Source organism: Nocardia sp. FBN12, from assembly GCF_050320175.1.
Lineage (GTDB): Bacteria > Actinomycetota > Actinomycetes > Mycobacteriales > Mycobacteriaceae > Nocardia.
On the sequence record NZ_CP190048.1, the window covers coordinates 2,670,586 to 2,691,550 of the forward strand.

Here is a 20,965-nt window from a genome sequence, read left to right on the forward strand (position 1 = left end):
GGTTACCGTGGAGTGCGGTGTCGAGGAGAGGACCGTCGCCATGTACCCGCCCGGCCCCCGACTACCCGCGATCGCGCAGACGATGCGGTATGTCCAAGCGCGAGAGCGCTTCATGACCGCCACCGCTCGCCGTTACGGCGAAACCTTCACCTTGCGCATGGTGCCGCCGTACGCCCGGCATCTGGTCGTGTTCACCCGCCCCGAACACGTCCGCGAGATCTTCGCCGCCTCCCCCACCGACCTGCACGCCGGCGAGAGCAACGGCATCCTGCGTCCGCTGCTCGGCGATCATTCGGTGCTCATCACCGACGAGGCCGAGCACGCTCGCGCCCGCCGCCTGCTGATGCCCGCCTTCACCGGGCCCGCGCTGACCGGTTATCGCACGATGATCGAGCAGATCGCCGCCACCCATGTGGAGACCTGGCGGGCTGGATCGACGGTCCGCAGCCTGGACGCGATGACCGGGATCACCCTCGATGTCATCGGCGAGGTGGTGCTCGGTGTCGCCGATCAGCGCCGCCGCGACCTCCTCGGTCCACCCATGCGCCGCATCACCGACATCGCCCCGCTCACCCTGCTCGGTTCCCGCTACCCAGCCCTGCAAAACCGTGGACCCTGGAAACGGTTCCACCACGACCGCGCCAGTCTGGACGCCCACCTCTACGCCGAGATCGAGCAGCGCCACACCGGCAGCGACGCCACGGGCGCAGATGTGCTGTCGCGACTGATGGCAGCGGGCAGCGGCAACGACACCCCGCTCACCCCGGACGAACTCCGCGATCAGTTGGTCACCCTGCTCGCCGCCGGGCACGAGACGACCTCGGCCGCGCTGTCATGGGCGCTACGCGAACTGGCCGCCGACCCCGCCCAGCAGGACCTCGCCCGCCGAGCCGCGCTAGACGGCGACACCGTTTACCTCGAAGCTGTGATGAAGGAAGCACTGCGCTACCACTGGGTCATCGGCGGGGTGGTGCGAAAGCTCACCCGCGACATGATGATCGGCGGCCACGACCTGCCCGCTGAAACCGTCGTCGCGACCTCGATCCTGCTCGCACACAAGCGGCCCGAAGCCTTCCCCGACGCGGTGTTCCGGCCCGGCCGCTTCCTCGACGGCAGCGTGGCGCCGAATACCTGGCTGCCGTTCGGCGGTGGGGTGCGCCGGTGCATCGGCGCGGGTTTCGCGCTGATGGAAGGCGCGGCGGTGCTCCAGGAGATCCTGCGCCGCCACGTTTTGTCCCTGCCCGCGGCCGCGACGACGCGGGGCCGGGTCCGCAATATCACGCACGTTCCGTCCGACGGGGCACCGATTCTGGTCAACTGAACAGGCGGTGGAGGCGCTGCCTGACCGGACGCCGGATGGAGTTTTCAGACGCCCTCTTCACGAATCCGTGCTGAGATCCATTGATCTCGACCAGTTCAACGGGTGCGGTGAAGTGGTCGAGATCGACGGCGGCGGATCGAGCTAGTCGGCGTGCAGATACACCGGAACAGTCGCGTGCCCGTTGGAGATGAAACTCGGCACCGGCGCCAGCTCACCCTGACTCGTCGCCAGGCTCATCCGTGGGAACCGGTCGAACAGTGCGGGCAGCGCAACGGCCGCTTCCAGTCGCGCCAGCGATGCGCCGATGCAGTGGTGCGCACCGTAGCCGAAAGCGAGGTGCTGCTCGCGGGTGGCACGGGTGGGGTCGAACTCGGCAGTGTCGGCGCCGTGCACTTTCGGGTCACGGCTGGCACCTGCGTAGGAAGCCAGGATGGCCTCGCCCTTGCCGATTCGATACCCCCCGGCGATGTCGATATCCTCGACCGCGTACCGGAGGGGCAGGTGTGCCACCGGCGCCTGGAAGCGCAGCGTCTCCTCGACCACGTCTGCCCACGACACGTGGCCCTCGGTCACCGCGGCGCGCTGCTCGGGATGGGTGAGCAGCGCGACGATCGCCTGGTCGAGCAGATTGACCGTGGTCTCGTGACCGGCGTTGATGACCAGCATCAAGGTGTCGACGAGCTCCTTCTCCGACGGCGCGGAGTCGTCCTCGTCGCGGGTGGCGATCAGCACGCTGGTGACGTCGTCACCAGGATGCTCACGACGATAGGCGACGACCTCGCCGACCAGTCCGTACATTTCGAGGTAGTTGGCCTGCGCCTGCTCGGCGGTGAACGAGCCATCGAAGAAGCCGTCCACGCACTTGTGCAGCGCAGACCCCAGCCCGTCGGGCACACCGACCAATTCGGTGATGACCCGGATCGGAACCGGGTAGGCGAAGCCTTCGCGCAGATCGGCCGGCTCACCGGCGGGGGTGGCCGCCAGCGCGTCGAGCAGGTTCTCGGTGATCTCGGCGATCCGCGGACGCAGCGCGGTACTGCGGCGGTGACTGAAAGCCGGGGAGATCAGCCGGCGCAGCCTACGGTGATCGGCGCCGTAGGCGGTGAACATGTTGTCCACCGCCACCCATGGCAGCAGCGGCCACGCCTCGGTGATCTCGCCGTTGATGAACGACATCCAGTGCTGCCTGGGGTCTTTCGATACCCGTGGGTCGGCGAGCAGGCTCCGGAGCACGGCCTGATCGGTGACCGACCAGGCGGGCACGCCACCGGGCAGCTCGACCAGCGCCACCGGGCCACGCTGCTGAATGCGTGCCGACTCACCTTGGATGTCGGCACCGGTCGTATCCAGCACGATCGGTTCCATGAAAATCTCCTCCATACCAGGGTCCGCAGCCCGTGATCGACAGTGCCGCAGTCGGTTTCGACCGCGTGTGGGGAACATACCCCGCGGCCGCACCGCCTAGCGGACGAACAGGGGCGCGGACGGCGGAAAGCTGACCGGCAGCGTCGTCATCGCATGGTGGAATGGACCAGGACCTACTACGCGATTCTCACCGATCTCGACATCCACGACAGAGAAGAGAGTGATGAGCATGCGGTGCGTGGTTTTCGGAGCGACCGGCTACATCGGCGGACGTTTGGTGCCGGAACTGATCCAGGCCGGTCATCAGGTCCGAGTCGTGGCCAGGACGCCGGAGAAATTGGCGGAGGTCCCCTGGCGGGATCGCGTCGAGATCGTCCGTGGCGATGTCACCGACGACGACCAGGTACGCGCGGCCGTCGCCGACCGAGAGGTCGTCTACTACCTGGTTCACTCGCTGACCCGTGGCGACTTCTCCGATACCGACCGGCAGGCGGCCGAAATCGTCGCGACCGCCGCGGACTCAGCTCACGTTCGACGCATCGTCTACCTCGGCGGCATCGTCCCGGAACACGCCACGCTCTCGCGCCACCTCGCCTCCCGCGCCGAGGTCGGCGCGGTATTCCGGGAATCCGGCGTCCCCACCGCGGAACTGCGCGCCGCGGTGATCATCGGATCCGGGTCTGCCAGCTTCGAAATGCTGCGTTACCTGTCCGAACGCCTGCCCGCGATGATCACCCCCCGATGGGTGCACAACCGGGTCCAGCCCATCGCCGTCCGAGACGTCCTCTATTACCTGGTGCACGCCGCAGCCCTGCCCGCCGACGTCAATCGCTCGTTCGACATCGGCGGCCCCGATGTCGTCACCTACTTGACGATGATGCGCAAGTACGCCGTCGTCGCCGGGCTGACGCGTCGAGTGGTGCTACCGGTACCGGTTCTCACGCCGTGGCTGTCGGCGCAATGGGTCAACCTGGTGACTCCGGTACCTCGCGCGCTGGCCGTGCCGCTCATCGAATCCCTCGTCCACGAGGTCGTGTGCGGCGAGCACGACATCGCGGCCTACATCCCCGATCCCGCCGACGGTCTCACCCGTTACGAACGCGCTGTGGAGTTGGCGCTGCATCGAATTCGCAACGCCGAGGTACCAACTCGCTGGTCCGACGCCAGCACCTTCGGCGCGCCGTCGGATCCGTTGCCCACCGACCCGGACTGGTCGGGCGGCTCCCTCTACGAGGACCTCCGTGAGCACCACACCAGCGCCGACCCCGAGACCCTCTGGGCGGTGATCGAAGCGATCGGCGGCGAGAACGGCTGGTACTCGTTTCCGCTCGCCTGGTCACTGCGCGGCTGGATCGACCGAGTCTCCGGCGGTGTCGGTCTGGGCCGGGGCCGCAAGAACCCGCGCCGCCTGCATCTGGGCGAAGCCTTGGACTGGTGGCGCGTCGAACACATCGACCGGCCCCATCTGCTGCGGCTTCGCGCCGAAATGCAGGTCCCGGGATTGGCATGGCTCGAACTGAGCGTCGAACCCGACCCGCGCGGGGGCTCGAACTACCGGCAGCGGGCCATCTTCCAGCCGCACGGGCTCGCCGGGCATCTCTATTGGAAGGCGATCACCCCGTTTCACAACGCTGTGTTCGGCGGGATGGTCCGCAATATCACCGGAACCGCCGAACGGGCACCCGCCGACGACGCGGCTTCGCCGGGTTGAGGATTCGCCCGCTACCGCTGACGTCCAGCGTTCACATCAGTCGCGAGCCGGGGCCAGTGCGCGTACGCGGCCGCCTCGCCGCGCCCACAACGCGCGAGCCAATGCCGAACCGGCAACACGGGTGCGGCGCACATTGCTCACGGTGGCTCGCGCGGTGAACACCGCGAACTCGGTCTCCTCGATTCGGTCGAGAATCTCCGAGTACAACACGGCTGCCGTGGCGACACAGGGTCGCGAAACCGGATGGAGCAGCGTGATTCCCGCGTCGGCGTATCGGTACCAGTCTCGGGCAACGGCGTGTTGTGCCGCCAGCGCCGATCGCACCCTGGTGTCGGTGCGCCGGTGATCGCGACACCAGTGCAGCAGGTCGCGGTCCACACCGAACGCTGCCAGCTCGTCGGCGGGCAGGTACACCCGGCCGCGGTCGAGGTCCTCGGCGATGTCTCGCAGGAAGTTGGTGAGCTGAAAGGCCTTTCCCAGCGCCGCCGCGTAGGGAGCGGCCTCGGCTCGAGCGCCGACGGTGCCGAGCACGGGCAGTACCTGCAGGCCGATCACCGCTGCCGAACCGTGCACGTAGCGATCCAGCGCGGCTCGGTCGGGGTAGTCGGTCACCGTCAGGTCCATGCGCATCGACTCGAGGAATTCGTCGAACAGGACGTGGTCGATCCGGTATCTGGCGACCGTATCGGCAAGCGCGGCGAAGATCGGGTCGTCATCGCGGTTACCGGAGAGACTGTCGTGCAGATCCTCGGCCACCGCGTCCAGTCGGTCCGCCCGACTGCCGGTGGCGTCATCGATCGGGGGTTCGTCGACGATGTCGTCGGCCCACCGGGCGAAGCCGTAGAGAGCGTGGATCGCCGGGCGTTGGGCGGGCGCGAGCAGTCGGGTGGCGAGAAAGAACGTGCGCCCGTGACGCGCGTTGAGCTCACGGCATCGGAGATAGGCCGCGCGCAGCTGCGTGGCGCGGATACCGGCGGCGTCGAGTTCGGTGCGCATCATCGTCGATCACCCCTGCCTGCGGTCGCGGCCGAGGACCGCGTTGTGGACACCGTGCCGGTGATCCGATCGGCGGCGAGACGACCTGACAGCAGAGCCGTCGGCACACCGACGCCGGGCACGGTGCCGCAGCCTGCCAGTACCGCGTTGGACACGCCACGCGGCAGGTTCGCCGGCCTGAATGGGCCGGTTTGGGCGAAGGTGTGCGCGAGCGAGAACGGCGTACCGGCGAGCAGTCCTCGGCGTTCCCAATCGGCGGGGCTGTCCAGATGCACGACCCGGGAATCGCTGACGAAGCCCGGGACCAACCGATCCTCGACGACGGCGGCGAGCTCCTCGCCGTAGGTGGTAGCACGGCGATCCCAGTTCAGGTCCTTGCTGCGGTACAGGTTGGGAACCGGTGCGAGGACGCTGAACAGATCGCGGCCGGGTGGGGCGAGCGCGGGATCGGTCGCGGTCGGGCGGGTCACCAGCAACGACGGGTCGGTCATCAACTGCCCCGCACCGATCAGTTCGTCGAAGGTCTGTTTCCACGCGGCGCCGAATACCAGGTTGTGATGTGCGGTCGGCACCGCCGCCGGAACACCGACATGCAGGACAACGGCGGAAGGTGCCGGGCGCCAGCTGATCGGGCGGCGCGGGCAGCGATCGAGCAACTCGTAGGCGGTGGGCAGTTCGGTCGCCAGAACCAGGGCATCACAAGGTATTCGACGCCCGCGTTCGGTGAACACCGCGGTGACCCGGTCACCCTGCCGTTCCAGGTCATAGACGGTCTCGTCGTAACAAAACGTCACCCCGGCGTCGACGGCCGCGGCAGCCAGGGCATCGGGCAGTGCGCGCATCCCACCGCGCGGAAAGTAGACCCCGCCCACGGTGTCCATGTAGGAGATCACCGCGTACAGCGCCAGCGCTCGTTGCGGTGACACCCCCGCGTAGAGGGACTGGAAGGTGAAGACCCGGCGCAGCCGTTCGTCGGTGAGGAACGATCCGATCGCCTTGTCGAGGCGCCGGAATCCACCGAGGGCGATCAACCGCGCGAACGCCGGTGTCAGCAGCGAGAGTGGAGAATCCACATTGGCGGCGATGAATCGGTCGAATTCGACGCGGTACAGCTCGCTCAACCACGCCCGAAGTCGGCGATACCCCTCGACATCCCTCGGTCCGGCGAAGGCCAGGACCGATTCCTCCATCACCGCGGGGTCACTGTAGACATCCAGCGCGCTGCCGTCGGCGAAGTGCGCGCGGTAGGCGGGGATCACCGGCAGCAGGTCCAACCGGGATTCGAGGGTCTCGCCGACCGCGGCGAGGGTGTCGGCGACGATGTCGGGCATGGTGAGCACCGACGGCCCGGTGTCGAGCCGATAGCCGTCGACATCGCGCCGCCCGGCCCGACCACCGGCGACCGTCTCGCGCTCCACCACCGTGACGGCGCGACCGCGCCCGGCCAGGTGCAACGCAGCGGCCAACCCTGCCAGACCGGCCCCGACGACGACCACCTCATCGGTTCTTCCCGATACCGTTCGCATAGCTTCCTCTCGATCGGACAGGTCAGTGATGACAGCAGGGTCAATGCGTGCGGTGGGTACACAACAGCGCCATGCGATGCAGCGCGTCGGCCACCGATGGTTCGAGCTGGGCTACATCGAGCAGCCGACGTGCGTGTTCGACGCGGTCGTCGATCATCTGCTCGGCGCGCTCGCCGGCGCCGCTGTCGGTGATCACTGCCTGGGCGAGCGCCACGCCTTGCTCATCGATGAACGCTTGTCGCCAAAGGTCGCGTAGCCGGGCTCGGTCCGACGGCACGGCGAGCTGATCGGCCAGCGCGATCACGGTGGTCGCCTTGCGTTCCCGGACGTCGTCGCCGGTGGGTTTGCCGGTCGCCGAGGGGTCGCCGAAGATGCCGAGCAGGTCGTCACGCAGCTGGAACGCTTCCCCGATCGCTTCGCCGTATTCACCGAGAACGCCCATCACCGTCTCGTCGCAGCCGGCCATCGCGGCACCGAGTTCGAGCGGGCGACGCACCGTGTAGTTGCCGGACTTACGGCGCGCGATGTCCAGCACCGCGCCCACCGTCGGAGCGCGGTTCGCGTCGTTGGTCAGATCCGCGAGCTGCCCTACCGCCAGTTCGCTGCGCATCGCGTCGTAGTGCGGCCACGCTCGATCCAACGCGGCGGCGGTGACACCACTCTCGCGCAACATCCGCTCGGCCCACACCAGATACAGGTCGGCGAGCAGGATCGCCGCGGACTCACCGAATCGAGCCGACGACCCGGACAACCCCTGTCTGCGGTGCCAGTCGGCGAGTCGCCGATGGACGGCCGGGCCACCCCGCCGGACCGTGGACTCGTCCATCACGTCGTCTTGTACGAGCGCGAACGCGTGCAGCAGTTCCGCGCTTGCCGCGGCGCGCAGCGCGGATTCGGATTCCCCGGCGCCACCACACAACCAGCCCAGATAGCCGAACACCGACCGTACGCACTTGCCGCCCGAGGCGAAGTCGATCATCAGCTGACCGGGTAGCGAGAACCCCGCCGTGGCCAGTTCCGCCGCGCAGCGCGCCCGGACGAAATCGTCGACATGGTCGCGTACCGAGCATTGCGTGCGCGCCAGCCAATCCGCGAACTGTGCGGAACCGTGACCCCTGACAGCTTGTTCATCGGGCCGGACCGCGATCGCTGCTCGTTCCGCATCCACCGTTCGATTGTGACACCGTTCGAGCCAAAATGCATCGTTTATGCATCGTTTTACGGGCGGCGACGCGAATTCGTCAGCCCGTATCTCGTGTCGCGTGCTGCACTGCACGACCGACACGCGGTGCGTGCGCCTGCTCACACAACTCAAACTATTTACGTACACAGATAGTAGATTGATCGTCGAGGTTGCCAACGGGTCCCACCACCGGATGGTCGGGAACCTGAAAAGTGTTCCCCAACAATGCGATCGGTCGGGAGGTGTGATGTTGCGCGATGGTCGGACGCCGCGGCGGTGCGGCCAGGCTGCCTCACATGGTCCCGGCAAGAGGGCATCGCGATTGCCGTCACGCGGTCCTTTTCATCGGCACGCGAGACAACTCTTCGCTCGATGGCGCCGCGGTGGCTGGCCGGCTGCGCTGCTGATAGCAGCGCTACTCGCGGTCCCCGCCGTGGACTGCTCAGTGCTTCGCGAACACCCCCACTCCGGCGATCACCATGCGATCGAAGCCGCCGACTCATCGATTGCGGTACTGGCCGATTTCTTCCTGTCGACCGTCACGGCCGCACACTGCGACGCCGACGGTGTCCATTGCGTCGCGAAGGCAATCCCACCAGGCGTCTCGCTGACGCCGGCGGCTTTGCTGCTCGCCGTGGTCTCCGCGGTGACGCTGATATCCCCGACGCAACCCGCCGGTGGAGTCGGCGTTCGCGGACCGCCGGGCAGGCGGCCCAGCACGCGTGGTCGCAGCATTCTTTCTCTGCACTGCATCGCCCGACGGTGATCGGTCAGCGCCAGGTCGAGTTCTTCTCGGCCGGGGACCGCTGCCCGAACCATCACGGTGCCCGCGTGACGCGGCGCCGATGCAGGAAGAGAGACACCCCCATGAGCAAGGTCATGCTCGCCAAGCCGATCCAGCACGAGACCGGATTGCTCGGAGTGCCCGGCGCGACACATCAGCCGCGCGGACTGGTCGGCAACACCCCGGTGCTGTGGATCCGTCAACCCTTGGCACCGGCCGGACACGGCTTCTGGGCCAAGCTCGAAGGTTTCAATCCAGGCGGAATGAAGGATCGGCCCGCGCTCCACATGGTGCGCTGCGCGGAAGAACGTGGCGACCTGACACCTGGTGCGCGGATCGTGGAGTCGTCCAGCGGCACCCTCGGGCTCGGCCTCGCGCTCGCGGGCATGGTGCACCAGCATCCTGTCACCGTCGTGACCGACCCCGGCCTCGAGCCGATCGTCGCGCAGATGCTGGCCGCCTACGGCGCCGAGGTGGACATGGTCACCGAGCCCCACCCGACCGGCGGCTGGCAACAAGCCCGCCGCGATCGCGTGGCGGAACTGCTGGCGCAAGAGTCCGACGCGTGGTGCCCCGACCAGTACAGCAACCCCGACAACGTCGCCGGCTACGAATCATTGGCGCTCGAGCTGATCGAGCAGATCGGCACCGTCGACGTCCTGGTGTGTGCGGTCGGTACCGGCGGCCACTCCGCCGGAGTCGCGCGAGTGCTGCGCCGATTCAACCCGGCGATGAAGCTCATCGGCGTCGACACCATCTCCTCGACGATCTTCGGCCAACCCTCCGGACCGCGGTTGATGCGCGGACTGGGGTCGAGTATCTTTCCCGCCAACGTCGATTACGCGGCCTTCGACGAAGTGCACTGGGTAGCACCCGCGGAATCGGTGTGGGCCTGCCGCACGCTGGCCGCGACCCACCACGCCACCGGCGGGTGGAGCGTCGGAGCCGTCGCTTTGGTCGCGGGCTGGACCGCGCGCGTCCACGAGGCGACCACCCGCATCGCCGCGGTATTCCCCGACGGGCCACACCGCTACTTCGACACCGTCTACAACGACGACTTCTGCAACGAACACGGGTTGCTCGACGCCGCGCCACCGGTCGAACCCGACGTCATCACCCATCCCACCGAGCGGGTGGTGCAGCGCTGGACTCGCTGCGTGACAGTGTGGAAGCCGTCGGCCGAGGAGCTCGCATCGTGACGGTGTTCACCAAGTTCGCCGGCTTCGATCGGCCCGCACAACTGCTGATGATCAATCAGTTCGGCATCAACCTTGGCTTCTACATGTTGATGCCATATCTGGCCGGATATCTGGCCGGGCCGATGGGCCTGGCCGCCTGGGCGGTCGGACTGGTGTTGGGTGTACGGAACTTCTCCCAGCAGGGCATGTTCCTGATCGGTGGGACGCTGGCCGATCGCCTCGGCTACAAGCCGCTCATCGTCGCGGGCTGTCTGCTGCGCACCGGCGGCTTCGCCTTGCTGGTGGTAGCGGACTCGCTACCGGGTGTCTTGATCGCTTCGGCGGCAACCGGTTTCGCCGGGGCGTTGTTCAATCCCGCGGTGCGCGCGTATCTGTCCGCCGACGCCGGTGAACGTCGGGTCGAGGCGTTCGCCGTGTTCAACATGTTCTACCAGGCGGGAATTCTCGCGGGCCCGCTCGTGGGCCTGGCGTTGATGACCGTCGACTTCCGGGTCACCGCAGGTGTCGCCGCGACCGTGTTCGCGGCGTTGACCATTGCCCAGCTGTTCGCGCTACCCGCCCGGCGCGGCGAGACCTCGGCGGTGAAGACCTCGATTCTCGATGACTGGCGCACCGTGATGTCCAACCGCCGGTTCCTGGCGTTCTCGGTGGCCATGATCGGCTCCTACGTCCTGTCGTTCCAGGTCTATCTGGCATTGCCCCTGCAGGCGGAGTTCATCGCGGGCGCGCAGTCTCAGACCCTGGTCTCGGCGTTGTTCGTCGTCTCCGGCGTGGTCGCGGTCGCCGGCCAGCTACGCATCACGGCCTGGCTGCGGGCGAGGTGGGGGCCGGGCCGAAGCCTGGTCGCCGGAATGACCATCCTCGCGGCATCGTTCGTACCCCTGATCGTCGTGTCGGGCCCGAATCGATTCGGGACGATCGCCGCCATCGCTGCCCTGCTGACCACGACGACACTGCTGGCGATCGGCACGGCAGCGGTCTTCCCCTTCGAAATGGACACCGTCGTCACCATGTCCGGCGACAGGCTCGTCGCCACCCACTACGGGTTCTACAACACCGTCGTCGGTGTCGGCATCCTCATCGGCAACCTCGCCACCGGCGCCATCGTCGGCGCCGCCCGCAATGCCGGAATCGACTGGGCGATCTGGGCCGGGTTGACCGCGATCGGCGCTGTCGCGGCGTATGCGTTGCTACGCCTGGACAGATCCGATACCTCGCCCGCCGTCTCGGCGCAGCGAAATGGGCGCCACCGACTCCCAGCAGGCCGTCACCGGCTCGGAGAGCGGACTCCCCCGGCTCGCACGATCGGCCGTTGATCGCGGCGATGCCACCCCACGGCGCGGAAGCCGAAACACCGCAGGCGTGCCACGCGCCCTCCGAGGCGCCGGGTCCTCATGAACCCGGCGCCGCTTACGAGTTACCGAGAGCGAACTACTCGACGATCGCCGCGGTGTAGCCGAGTTCTGTGATGGCGGTGACGATGTCACCCGGGCTGTTGAGTGCGGGATCGAGTTCGACAGTCGCGCGGCCCTTTTTCCTCGACGTCTGGGTGGTGCGGACACCAGGCAGGTCCTCGAGCGCGTCGTCGATGAGCAGGGCGCAACTGCCACAGTGCATGCCGTGGATCTCGAACGTGTGTGTTGCCATGGGATTCGGGCCTTTCAGGAGATGGTGACGATGCCGGAGTACATGCCCATGCTGCAGCTGTAGTCCAGGCGGCCGGGCTGCAGAACGCCCAGATCGATGCGGGTTTCGCCGGTGGACGGCAGTGTCTTCTGGATGCCGAGGTCGGGGATGATCAACGACCTGATGCAACCCTCGGTATCCCTGGTCGTGATCACCAGAGTGGTCGGGACGCCGGACTTCACCGCGGCGTTCGCAGGGCTGAACGCGCGAGTGCTGGCGGCGATCGTCACTGTCTGGGTTCCATTGGCGATCACCGCGGCACCGGCATCGGCGGGGGCCGGTTCGACGCCGACCGTCTCGGCCAACCGACTCGCGGCCAACGGAGAACCAGCCAGCTCCAGACCACTGTTGAGCGTGTAGAGGCCCATGCCCAAGACCACCGCACCGGTGGCGAAGGCCAGTCGTCCGCGCCACGCGGTGGCCGCCACGCGGGCGGCATAGCCGAGGACGGCGAACAGCGGGCTGGTACCGACAACGAATACCGCCATCGTCGCCGCACCCCACCACGGCGATCCGGAAGCCAGCGCAAGGGCCTCCACCGACAGCGTGACGCCACACGGGATGAGGATCGTCAGCACACCGAGTGCAGCCGGTGCGACAGCGGACTGCGAGCGGGTTCGGGTGCGAACCAACCGCATCCAGGAGGCAGGCGGTTCGATGACGATGCCACGGAATCCGGGGACCCCCAACTGCGCCAGACCGAAGACAATGATCAGAAGCCCGGCGCCGATCTGCAGCCAGGTGCGAGTCCCGACCGATAGTTCGAAGGCGCCGCCGAGTGCACCCAGCACGGCTCCGAGCACGGTGTGCGAGAGCAGCTTTCCGGCGAGGAACCCGCCGACCGGAGCGAGGTCGTCGCCGACACGGCTGGACCAACTACGCGCAGTGGGTACCTCGGCAGTCGACACCGCGGAGGCTGACGACGAAGTGGAGGCGGCGGCTGCCGCGCGCTGGCGGGTGATCAATCCGGTGAGCAGACCGCCTTGCACGGCAGCGCAGGAGACACCACCGGCGAACAGGCCGGTGATCAGGACTGGAAGAAGGTTCACGACAAGAACTCCTGTGAGCAAAGGAAGCGAGACCGAGGTGGACCGACGCGATGACGTCGGTCGACGGATGCCCGATGCCACCGGCCGGCCCATCGGGCAGGTGCTCGCTATCTACGCAGGACACAGAGTTCGTACTGGCTCGGCTTCCGCGAAAAGGCTGTGCGCCGCGGCAGTGTCCTCGGTGGGTGCCCAACAGGCAGGGGCGAAACCGTGGCATCGAGTCGCGCGGTCACCAGGACCGCCAGCAGAGCAAGGAATACCGCCAGGCATGCCATCATCACACCGGCGGGCATCGGTGAAAGTCTTTCGGGCGGTTGATCGATCGTCTGCTCGTGCCGGCCCTCGACATCGGTGCCCGTCGACCGCGGCGTGTCCATCGCCTCGGACGAATACACGAATATCGGCTGCCCGATGCCCATTTCACAGTGGTCGGTCGACATCACCACCGAACCGGCCGACATCGCGGCATGACATGGACTGCCTTCGAGCACGGCGATCCCGACCAGCGCCGCGAGCACCGCGACGAGTCGCGCGACGCCGGTGCGGCGCGGGACGGGGGCGGTACTCACATCGCAGATAGTACTATTTGACTACGTAGAACACATCGAGATCCCCGGGCTCCGCGACCGAGACCACTACGCAGGGGTGCACATCCCGAGCCCGACCACAGCGGCCAGAGTCGCGATCATCGGACCGGCGAGAACCGTGCCGATGGTCAGCGCGGAGACAACACCGACCATCGAGCGGCCGACCGGCTCGGGTGCCGTCAGTCGAGCCAGACGATCGACGAGCCCGACCTCGGTGGCACCGAGCGGGCCTTCGGCGTTCGATCCCGCGAGGGTGAGCAATGCCTCGCGAACCGTGTGTCGCCCATGCGAGGCGGTGGCCACATCGTCGGCAACCATTTCGACAAGGCGGGCGACCTGCGCGGAACCGACGGTGAACAGATCGATCCGCGGGAACACCCCGGCCAGAGCTCGGGTCACCGCGAGGAGAAGGTAGTGCTTGCCCGCGAGATGGGCGCGCTCATGCGCCAACACGGCCGCGAGGTGCTCGTCATCGAGGGCGGTGACGATCCCCTGGGTCAAAACAATCGTGTGCGGGTTCCCCGCGACCGAATACGCGGCGGGCTCCGGGTGATCGATGACCACGGCATCGTGACCCACATGCGGTCGCCCGATCATTCTCGCAGCGCGCGCGTGCCCGTGGGTCACCGAACGTGCCCGCACCAGAGCACGACCCAGCCCACCGACCGACACGACACCAGCGGTGATGCCGCAGGCCACCAGGATCAGCAGGCCGATCTGGACGAAAGTTCCGTACTCGCCGATCGCCGCGTCGTGGAGCTGATCGAAGCATCGACTCAGGCTCAGATGTTGCTCGGCGAGCAGGTCACGGACGACATCACCGATGACGAAGAGGATCGAACCCGCCCACGCCAGCACCACCGACCCGATCGCACTGAGCCACGCGATCAAGCTCAGACGCGGGCCGACGCCGGTACGGGTCACACGAGTCAAAACCCTTGGGGCGAGGATCATCACAACCGAGCTGTAGACCAGCAGGCAGATCGCGACACTCATCGTCGGCCGCGCCCCGACGCCACCGGCAGGGTCGGCACCGACTGAACTGCTGACACGGAGGACTCCTAGCGGATCGAGATCCGCGCTCGGCGACGGATCAGGCGGGCGACACCATAGTATCGACCGCTCGTCGGCGACATCGAGCGCCGAACCGCTCGCCCGTTCCGCACCCATAACCAGCGTTGTCGCAGGTACGACATCGAATCGGCGAGCGCCTCAGCGGACCGCCTCGGCACAGCGCTCGATCCTCGGTGCCCCTCGCAGGGTGCCCATCACGCTGGACTTCTTCGTCTCGAGCGACAGCGCGTTGCACCGGCCAATACCCCCTGGGGTATGGTCGGCTCGACAGGAAAAATACCCCAGGGGGTATATCAACGAAAGGTGAGACGGTGAACATGAAGCTTGCTGTCACCGAATCCGATCACCACGGCGTCGGGCATTCGGGTGCGCTGAGCCGGTGGGGTGCGCTCATGGCCGGGCACACCCGGGCGGTCATCGGGGTATGGCTGCTGGTGCTGATCGCGCTCGGGGCCGCCGCGCCGAGCGTGTTCACCTCACTGGCCGGTGCGGGGTGGCAGGCCGACGGCTCGGAATCGGTGCGGGTGCGCGAACTGGCCCAGCAGCACTTCGGCGGCAATTCCTCTGCGGCGGTACAGGTGGTGATCCATTCCGACACCGCCACCCTCGATGCCCCCGCGATGGCGTGTGTGGTCGGTGAGGTCGGCGCGGTGTTCGCGGGCGACGACCGGTTCGGCGCGGCGATCTCCCCGCAGCCGGGGTTCACGATCAGCCCGGACCGGCACACCGGCATCGTGATCGCGGGCGCGAACGCCTCCACCGATGACATGGTCAAAGCCGTCGACGAGCACAAGGACGCGTTGACCGCGCTGTCCGGCGACGGGATCGAGGTGTACCCGACCGGGGCCTCGGCGTTGTGGAGCGACTTCAACAAGGCCAACCACGACGCGATGATCAAAGCCGAGATGCTTTCCTGGCCCGTCACTTTGGCGATCATGGTGCTGGCGTTCGGGTCGCTGGTAGCGGCCGGGCTGCCACTGCTGCTGACCCTCGCGGGCCTGGTCGCCTCGGCCGGGGGGCTGGTGTTGCTGAACCAGATCACCCCGATCTCGGTGTGGGCGATGAACTTCGCCATGATGTTCGCCCTCGCCCTCGGAATCGACTACGCGCTGTTCCTGGTAGCCCGCTTCCGCGACGCCCTGACCCGCACCGGCGATTCCCGCGCCGCGGTCGCCGAAACGATGGACACCGCGGGCAAGGCGGTGCTGCTGTCGGGATCGACAGTGCTGGTGAGCTTGTCGGCGGTGCTGATCGTGCCCGCGCCCGCAGTGCGCACCATGGCGGTCGGGATCATGCTGGCGGTGGTGTTCGTCCTCGCCGCGACCCTGACCTTGCTGCCTGCCACGCTCGGCGCACTCGCCGGCTTGGTCAACGCGGCGGCGTTGCCGTTCGCTCGCCGCCAGCAGCACCGCTCCCCGGTGTTCGCGCGCTGGGGCCAGATCCTGCACAAGTACCCGTGGCCGTTCGCCGCCGTGGCGCTGGCCGTCCTGATCGGGCTGGCGGCGCCGGTGTTCGGGCTGAAGACCGCGATGCCCTCGATCGCGGTCGTGCCCACCGACGCGCCGGTGCGCCAAGGCTATGAACTGATCCAGCGGCAGATGGGCCCCGGAGCCCCCGGCATGCTCTCGATCATCACCCCCAGCGCGGACGCCCAGGCCACCGCGAACACCACGCGCGCCAGCGACGGCATCGTCATGCTCACCCCGCCCCGCCCCGCCGCCGACGGCAGCGATCTGGTGATGATGCAGGCCGTGCCCGCGGTTGATCCGTCTTCCCCGGACATGGCCGAGATCCTGGACCGGCTGCGCGCGGATCTGCCCGAGAACGCTGTGGTCGGTGGCGCGGCGGCGGAGAACCTCGACCTGCAACAAACCCTGGACGACTACCTGCCGATCGTGGTCTCGATCATCCTGGTCCTGGGATTCGTACTGCTGCTGATCGCCTTGCAGGCTCCGCTCATCGCGGCCATGGGCACGCTGGTGAGCCTGCTCTCGACCGCGGCCGCGTTCGGCGTGGCCAAGCTGATCTTCCAGGACGGACACGGCGCCGGGCTGCTCGGTTTCACCCCACAAGGGTTCCTCGATGGCTGGGGGCCGGTGTTCTTCTTCGCGATGATCTTCGCCATCGCCATGGACTACACGGTGTTTCTGCTGGCCACCGCCAAGGAACACTACGAACGCACCGGCGATCCACACGCCGCGCACCTGGACGGGCTGGCGCATTCGGGACGGGTCATCTTCGCCGCCGCGGCGGTGATGGTGGCAGTGTTCTTCACCTTCGCCCTGGCCGACCCGCTGCCACCCAAGGAGATGGGCATCATCCTGGGTGTCGCGGTACTGCTCGACGCGCTCTTGGTCCGACTTGCCCTGCTGCCGGTCATCCTGCGGCTGACCGGGCACGCGGCCTGGTGGAGCCCGGCATGGTTGCGCCGGGTCCTGCCCGCCATCAGCTTCGCCCACGACTGACCTCCCGGCGACACCACCTTCTCGGATCTTCGCCTCAATACCCCTCGGGGTATATTGGAGCCAGGATCCGAGAAGGGAAATATCAATGGTCGGCAACGACGAAGCTATCGCGCAGGTACTCAACAGACTGCGCCGCGCGCAAGGCCAACTCACCGGGGTGATCGCCATGATCGAGGACGGCCGCGACTGCAAGGACGTCGTCACCCAGCTCGCGGCGGTCTCCAAAGCCCTCGACCGCGCCGGTTTCAAGATAGTCGCCACCGGCCTGCGCGAATGCCTCACCGAAACCCCCGAGGGCGACCGCGAACCACTGAGCATCGACGAACTGGAAAAACTCTTCCTCGCCCTGGCTTGACCCCGGCGCGCTGCCGGGGGCCGGGACCCCGGTCCTGCTCAGCGCGCTGCTGAGTGTGACCCTCTCCCCGTGGTGGCTGATATCGACCGCCCTGGTCGGGGCGAACCTGCTGCTCTACAGCGTGGTGGGCTGGTGCCCGGCCACCTTGGCGATGCGTCGCCTCGGTCTCACCGACACCACCTGCCCTGCCCCCACGGCATGACCCCCACTCTCGGATCGGAGCACATGATGAACCTGGCCCTCTCGACCACTCTGCACACCGACTTCGACGACGCGATCGAACGCACCCGTACCGCGTTGGCCGAGCAAGGATTCGGCATCCTCACCGATATCGACATGCAGGCGACGCTGAAAGCCAAATTCGGCCACGACATGGAGGACTACCGCATCCTCGGTGCCTGCAACCCACCCCTGGCCCACCGCGCGGTCGACATCGACCGCCAGATCGGGCTGCTGCTGCCCTGCAACGTGGTGGTCCGCCGCGACCCCACCGATCCCGGCACCATCATTGTCGATGCCATGAACCCCCAACTCATGGTCCAGGTCACCGACCAGCCAGCCCTCGGCCCGGTCGCCGACGAGGCGGCCACCCGCCTGCGCGCCGCACTGGCCACACTCGACTCGACCAGGAGCTGACGACCGCGCACCCGTTTTCGGTGAAGGATCAGCGGACCCGAACCCGGGCGGTTACCGAGCGGCAGACTCAGCCTCGACACCCTGAGCGGGCGCCGTCGTCGATACGGCACACGCACGCTCGCCGACGAGGCGGCGACGCAGAGCCCAGGACAGCAGCAGCAATGACCCCACCGCGATGATCGGCTGCAGCGGTGCCCAGATACTGAGCGCGCCACCGACTCCCAGGAGTGTCACGATCAGTTTGTTGCATACCGGGCACCCCATCGCGAAGGCCGACGCGAGTGTGGCCAGCAGCCCGGCCGACCGCGTCGTCGACGGTATCCGACTTCGGACGTAGGTCGCCGCAACGAGACCGCTGAGTACTGCGGTGAGAATCCAGATCGGGTAATTCCACCAAAGGACCGGGGTCATCCGCGCATAGAACGGCGTCGATATCACGCCGGTAGGGATTCCCACAACAGCCGCGACGACCGCTCCCGCGCCGAACGCCACCAGCCAACGCTGTATCGGCCACTGCGAGATCGTCATTGCTCCCTCTCCTCGTGCCACCCTCAGCCCTTTTTCCGCCGGGAAGTCAAGCCTCGCAACACAGTACGTAGCGCGTTCGACTCGTCTTCGGTGATCTGTTCGATGAAGTGGGCCAGCACCAAATCCGATCTGCCGCCGTCGCCAAGGGCGTCGCGCATCAGCTTCGCGCTGTACTGTTCACGAGTCAGAACGGCCCAATAGCTGTAAGCCTTGCCGAGCCGCTCCCGCTCGAGCCACCCTTTGCGGTGCAGGTTGTCCATCGTCGTCATGACTGTCGTGTACGCGATCTCCCGATCGCGCAGCAAGTCGTCGTACACCTGCCGGACGGTGATGGTGTCGTCGGCCGACCAGACGCGATCCATCACAACCGCTTCCAGATCGCCGAAGCGATGTCCCATCGTCGTTCTCCCTGTTTCCGCTCGCCCGCGCAGCAGCGTCGTCCGGCCCAGCAACTGGCGCCGACCGGCAGCCTGCGAGATGCAAATACTATATCTCTACGTATTCGGGTCGTCATCTGGAACGCACGGTCGCGTACTCGGCACCGGGCTGCACAACCACTGTCGCCGGCCATTCGGCCTGCCGCTTCCGAGCCCGCACGGAAAGGGCCTCGATACCGCCATCGTGAACAGGGCACGAGATGACGCGTCGTCGAGCACAGGCCGGTTCACACCGCTCGAGCGGACCGGCCTGCACAGCTGCCGACCGCTGACTCACCCGAACCTTCCGACAAATCTACTAAATCGTTTAGTATTCAGCTGGTTGGTCGGCGCCTTTGTCACTGCATCGTGGACGGTCGATGAAATCACGACGTCAAGCGGCGAGCTCCTCCGTCGACGCGCAGGCGGCGATGGCGCGCTTGAGGCGGATGAGGTCCTTCGGCGCGTTCACCGCTACCGCTCCGACGAGGACACCTTTGGCCGCGAACGCGACAACGAGGCGATCCTCGGCAGGTTCGTCGATCAACACCCGTTCTTCGTCCGCGAGCGACGGCATGCCCGCAACTTGGATGCGAGCGCCGTGGACGTGCGTCGCGAAGGATGGGACGCCGGAATACACCTGAGCTCCCACAGGGCCGCTCAACAGGTTGCGGGCCGCGAGGGCACCCTGCTCGTTGGCGTTGGCCCAGTGCTCGACGCGGACCAGCGCGCCGCCGTAGAGCGGATGCGACCACCGGGCGACATCGCCGGCCGCGACAATGGACGGCTGCCCTTCGGCGAACAGCGAACTGGTGCAGACCACGCCGTTATCGAGTTTCAGCCCACTGTCGCGCAGCCAGTCGGTATTCGGTTCGACACCGGTGCCCGCGACGACGACCTCGGTGGCAATTCTGCGCCCGTCGCTCAACAGCACCGCGGTGGCACGGGTTTCACCATCGAAGCCGAGTGCCCGGACTCCGGACACGAGTTCGACACCGTGCCGCTGGTGGTGTCGAGCGAGCCACTGCGCGCCGTGTGTCCCCAACGTCGCGGCCATGGGATGCGAACCGGCATCGACCAGCGTGACCGAGATACCCTGCCGCCGAACGGTGGATGCCACTTCGCTGCCGATGAAACCGCCACCGATCACGGTGACATGACCTGGGCCCGCGGCCAACTCGGTACGCAAGGCGAGCGCGTCATCGACTGTCCGAAGGCTGTGCACGCCCGCGGGTTGCGCGGCGAAGCGGCGCGGGCTCGCACCCGTCGCCACGATCAACCCGTCGAAGGCGATTTCCGAGCCGTCGTCGAGTACTACCTGGCGTTCGTCAGCACGGAGCGTGACGGCACGCCGGTTGCGGAGCCAGTCATCGTCGAGTTGCTCCGCACCGGGCAGGGCGATGTCGTCGTCGCCGTCCAAGACGCTCTTCGACAGCGGCGGTCGGTTGTACGGCGCGCGGTTCTCCGCGCCGATCAGGGTGATATCGCCGGCGAAGTCCGCAGTACGTAGCGCTTGTACTGCCCGCAGTCCCGCTAGCGAAGCTCCGACGACGACGATCCGATTCAGCTTTGTCATGACGCCACCATATACCCATTGGGGGTAGTGGTAGCTAGCCATACTCTTACCCCCTAGGGGTAGACAGCCAGCTTCGGGCGTCGTATCGTCTGCTCTCGGAAAGCCACTGAATCACAAGGAGAAGACGGACATGAGCGCCAACAACAGCACCAGTACCTACGTCGTTTCGGGCATGTCGTGTGGCAGCTGCGTCGGCAAGGTCAAGTCCGAGATCGGCAAGCTCTCCGGCATCGACGGTGTCGATATCGAACTCGCCACCGGTCGGATGACCGTGACCGGCACAGGCTCGATCGACGATGCGCAGATACAGGACACCGTCGAAAACCTCGGCTACGAGCTCGTCCAGAACTGACTGCACCCGCCACCGTGTCATCACTCGATGACACGGTGGCCACGCCGGCCGCCACGCACCATCGAGTGATCGCGCGGGATCTACGCGGGTTCGGTGCCAGCAGCCGGGCACCGAACGGGGCCGAGCGAACGTGTGGTGCGGGCCTCACTGCCGGTA

At 67.1% G+C, this 20,965-nt stretch carries 21 protein-coding genes; 10 read left to right on the forward strand and 11 right to left on the reverse strand.

The window, feature by feature from the left end; genetic code table 11:
• Positions 1 to 40 precede the first annotated feature (40 nt).
• Complete coding sequence (locus tag ACQHI0_RS12945; protein WP_427908178.1) at positions 41 to 1,321, forward strand: cytochrome P450; 1,281 nt, start codon at positions 41 to 43, stop codon at positions 1,319 to 1,321.
• A 141-nt stretch (positions 1,322 to 1,462) separates the two neighbouring features.
• On the opposite strand, the gene ACQHI0_RS12950 is transcribed toward ACQHI0_RS12945, so the two are convergent.
• A complete protein-coding gene (locus ACQHI0_RS12950) occupies positions 1,463 to 2,686 on the reverse strand; it encodes a cytochrome P450 family protein (protein WP_427908179.1) in 1,224 nt (407 codons plus the stop codon).
• Positions 2,687 to 2,915: 229 nt separating this feature from the next.
• Here ACQHI0_RS12950 and ACQHI0_RS12955 point away from each other — a divergent pair, with 229 nt between their 5' ends.
• Positions 2,916 to 4,397 (forward strand): SDR family oxidoreductase, encoded by a 1,482-nt coding sequence (locus ACQHI0_RS12955; protein WP_427908180.1) that lies wholly within the window; start codon positions 2,916 to 2,918, stop codon positions 4,395 to 4,397.
• A 36-nt stretch (positions 4,398 to 4,433) separates the two neighbouring features.
• Here the strand turns inward: ACQHI0_RS12955 and ACQHI0_RS12960 are convergent, their stop codons facing one another.
• From ACQHI0_RS12960 to ACQHI0_RS12970, 3 genes are read right to left on the reverse strand one after another with little or no spacing between them, the layout of a single operon-like run.
• Positions 4,434 to 5,396, reverse strand: coding sequence for a phytoene/squalene synthase family protein (locus ACQHI0_RS12960; protein ID WP_427908181.1), 963 nt, complete (start codon positions 5,394 to 5,396; stop codon positions 4,434 to 4,436).
• A complete protein-coding gene (gene crtI / locus ACQHI0_RS12965; RefSeq protein WP_427908182.1) occupies positions 5,393 to 6,919 on the reverse strand; it encodes a phytoene desaturase family protein in 1,527 nt (508 codons plus the stop codon). The genes ACQHI0_RS12960 and crtI overlap by 4 nt, the downstream gene beginning before the upstream one ends.
• Before the next feature lie 40 nt (positions 6,920 to 6,959).
• On the reverse strand, positions 6,960 to 8,087 hold the full coding sequence (locus tag ACQHI0_RS12970) for a polyprenyl synthetase family protein (protein ID WP_427908183.1): 1,128 nt from the start codon (positions 8,085 to 8,087) through the stop codon (positions 6,960 to 6,962).
• Positions 8,088 to 8,547: 460 nt separating this feature from the next.
• Here ACQHI0_RS12970 and ACQHI0_RS12975 point away from each other — a divergent pair, with 460 nt between their 5' ends.
• The 3 genes from ACQHI0_RS12975 to ACQHI0_RS12985 all read left to right on the forward strand — a co-directional run bounded on the left by ACQHI0_RS12975 (position 8,548) and on the right by ACQHI0_RS12985 (position 11,401).
• Positions 8,548 to 8,868 carry a hypothetical protein gene (locus tag ACQHI0_RS12975; protein WP_427908184.1) on the forward strand — a complete coding sequence of 107 codons (321 nt, stop codon included), beginning with the start codon at positions 8,548 to 8,550 and terminating at the stop codon, positions 8,866 to 8,868.
• 101 nt (positions 8,869 to 8,969) lie between these two features.
• The gene (locus ACQHI0_RS12980; RefSeq protein ID WP_427908185.1) at positions 8,970 to 10,085 is read left to right on the forward strand and encodes a PLP-dependent cysteine synthase family protein; all 1,116 of its coding nucleotides are present in this window, start codon (positions 8,970 to 8,972) and stop codon (positions 10,083 to 10,085) included.
• The gene (locus ACQHI0_RS12985) at positions 10,079 to 11,401 is read left to right on the forward strand and encodes an MFS transporter (RefSeq protein ID WP_427909150.1); all 1,323 of its coding nucleotides are present in this window, start codon (positions 10,079 to 10,081) and stop codon (positions 11,399 to 11,401) included. Before ACQHI0_RS12980 ends, ACQHI0_RS12985 begins: the two co-directional genes overlap by 7 nt.
• 115 nt (positions 11,402 to 11,516) lie before the next feature.
• Here ACQHI0_RS12985 and ACQHI0_RS12990 read toward each other — a convergent pair whose 3' ends face one another.
• The 4 genes from ACQHI0_RS12990 to ACQHI0_RS13005 form a co-directional block, all read right to left on the reverse strand.
• Entirely contained in the window at positions 11,517 to 11,732 is a 216-nt protein-coding gene (locus tag ACQHI0_RS12990; RefSeq protein WP_427908186.1) for a heavy-metal-associated domain-containing protein, read from the reverse strand.
• Positions 11,733 to 11,746: 14 nt separating this feature from the next.
• Positions 11,747 to 12,820, reverse strand: a complete 1,074-nt coding sequence (locus ACQHI0_RS12995) for a sulfite exporter TauE/SafE family protein (protein WP_427908187.1) — start codon at positions 12,818 to 12,820, stop codon at positions 11,747 to 11,749.
• Positions 12,821 to 12,927: 107 nt separating this feature from the next.
• Positions 12,928 to 13,389, reverse strand: a complete 462-nt coding sequence (locus ACQHI0_RS13000) for a hypothetical protein (protein WP_427908188.1) — start codon at positions 13,387 to 13,389, stop codon at positions 12,928 to 12,930.
• Between the two features lie 66 nt (positions 13,390 to 13,455).
• Positions 13,456 to 14,403 (reverse strand): M56 family metallopeptidase, encoded by a 948-nt coding sequence (locus ACQHI0_RS13005; protein WP_427908189.1) that lies wholly within the window; start codon positions 14,401 to 14,403, stop codon positions 13,456 to 13,458.
• Between the two features lie 395 nt (positions 14,404 to 14,798).
• Here ACQHI0_RS13005 and ACQHI0_RS13010 point away from each other — a divergent pair, with 395 nt between their 5' ends.
• From ACQHI0_RS13010 to ACQHI0_RS13025, 4 genes are all read left to right on the forward strand, one after another.
• Entirely contained in the window at positions 14,799 to 16,946 is a 2,148-nt protein-coding gene (locus ACQHI0_RS13010; protein WP_427909151.1) for an MMPL family transporter, read from the forward strand.
• Between the two features lie 85 nt (positions 16,947 to 17,031).
• A complete protein-coding gene (locus ACQHI0_RS13015; RefSeq protein ID WP_427908190.1) occupies positions 17,032 to 17,301 on the forward strand; it encodes a metal-sensitive transcriptional regulator in 270 nt (89 codons plus the stop codon).
• A gap of 46 nt (positions 17,302 to 17,347) precedes the next feature.
• Positions 17,348 to 17,503: a YgaP-like transmembrane domain gene (locus tag ACQHI0_RS13020; RefSeq protein WP_427909152.1), complete on the forward strand. Its 156-nt coding sequence runs from the start codon at positions 17,348 to 17,350 to the stop codon at positions 17,501 to 17,503.
• Positions 17,504 to 17,529: 26 nt separating this feature from the next.
• Positions 17,530 to 17,937 carry a DUF302 domain-containing protein gene (locus ACQHI0_RS13025; protein WP_427909153.1) on the forward strand — a complete coding sequence of 136 codons (408 nt, stop codon included), beginning with the start codon at positions 17,530 to 17,532 and terminating at the stop codon, positions 17,935 to 17,937.
• Between the two features lie 51 nt (positions 17,938 to 17,988).
• Here ACQHI0_RS13025 and ACQHI0_RS13030 read toward each other — a convergent pair whose 3' ends face one another.
• The 3 genes from ACQHI0_RS13030 to ACQHI0_RS13040 all read right to left on the reverse strand — a co-directional run bounded on the left by ACQHI0_RS13030 (position 17,989) and on the right by ACQHI0_RS13040 (position 20,457).
• Positions 17,989 to 18,465, reverse strand: coding sequence for a hypothetical protein (locus tag ACQHI0_RS13030; RefSeq protein WP_427908191.1), 477 nt, complete (start codon positions 18,463 to 18,465; stop codon positions 17,989 to 17,991).
• A gap of 23 nt (positions 18,466 to 18,488) precedes the next feature.
• A complete protein-coding gene (locus ACQHI0_RS13035; protein WP_427908192.1) occupies positions 18,489 to 18,863 on the reverse strand; it encodes a BlaI/MecI/CopY family transcriptional regulator in 375 nt (124 codons plus the stop codon).
• Positions 18,864 to 19,275: 412 nt separating this feature from the next.
• Positions 19,276 to 20,457, reverse strand: a complete 1,182-nt coding sequence (locus ACQHI0_RS13040) for an NAD(P)/FAD-dependent oxidoreductase (RefSeq protein WP_427908193.1) — start codon at positions 20,455 to 20,457, stop codon at positions 19,276 to 19,278.
• 130 nt (positions 20,458 to 20,587) lie between these two features.
• Here ACQHI0_RS13040 and ACQHI0_RS13045 point away from each other — a divergent pair, with 130 nt between their 5' ends.
• Positions 20,588 to 20,809: a heavy-metal-associated domain-containing protein gene (locus ACQHI0_RS13045; RefSeq protein WP_427908194.1), complete on the forward strand. Its 222-nt coding sequence runs from the start codon at positions 20,588 to 20,590 to the stop codon at positions 20,807 to 20,809.
• Positions 20,810 to 20,965 lie beyond the last annotated feature (156 nt).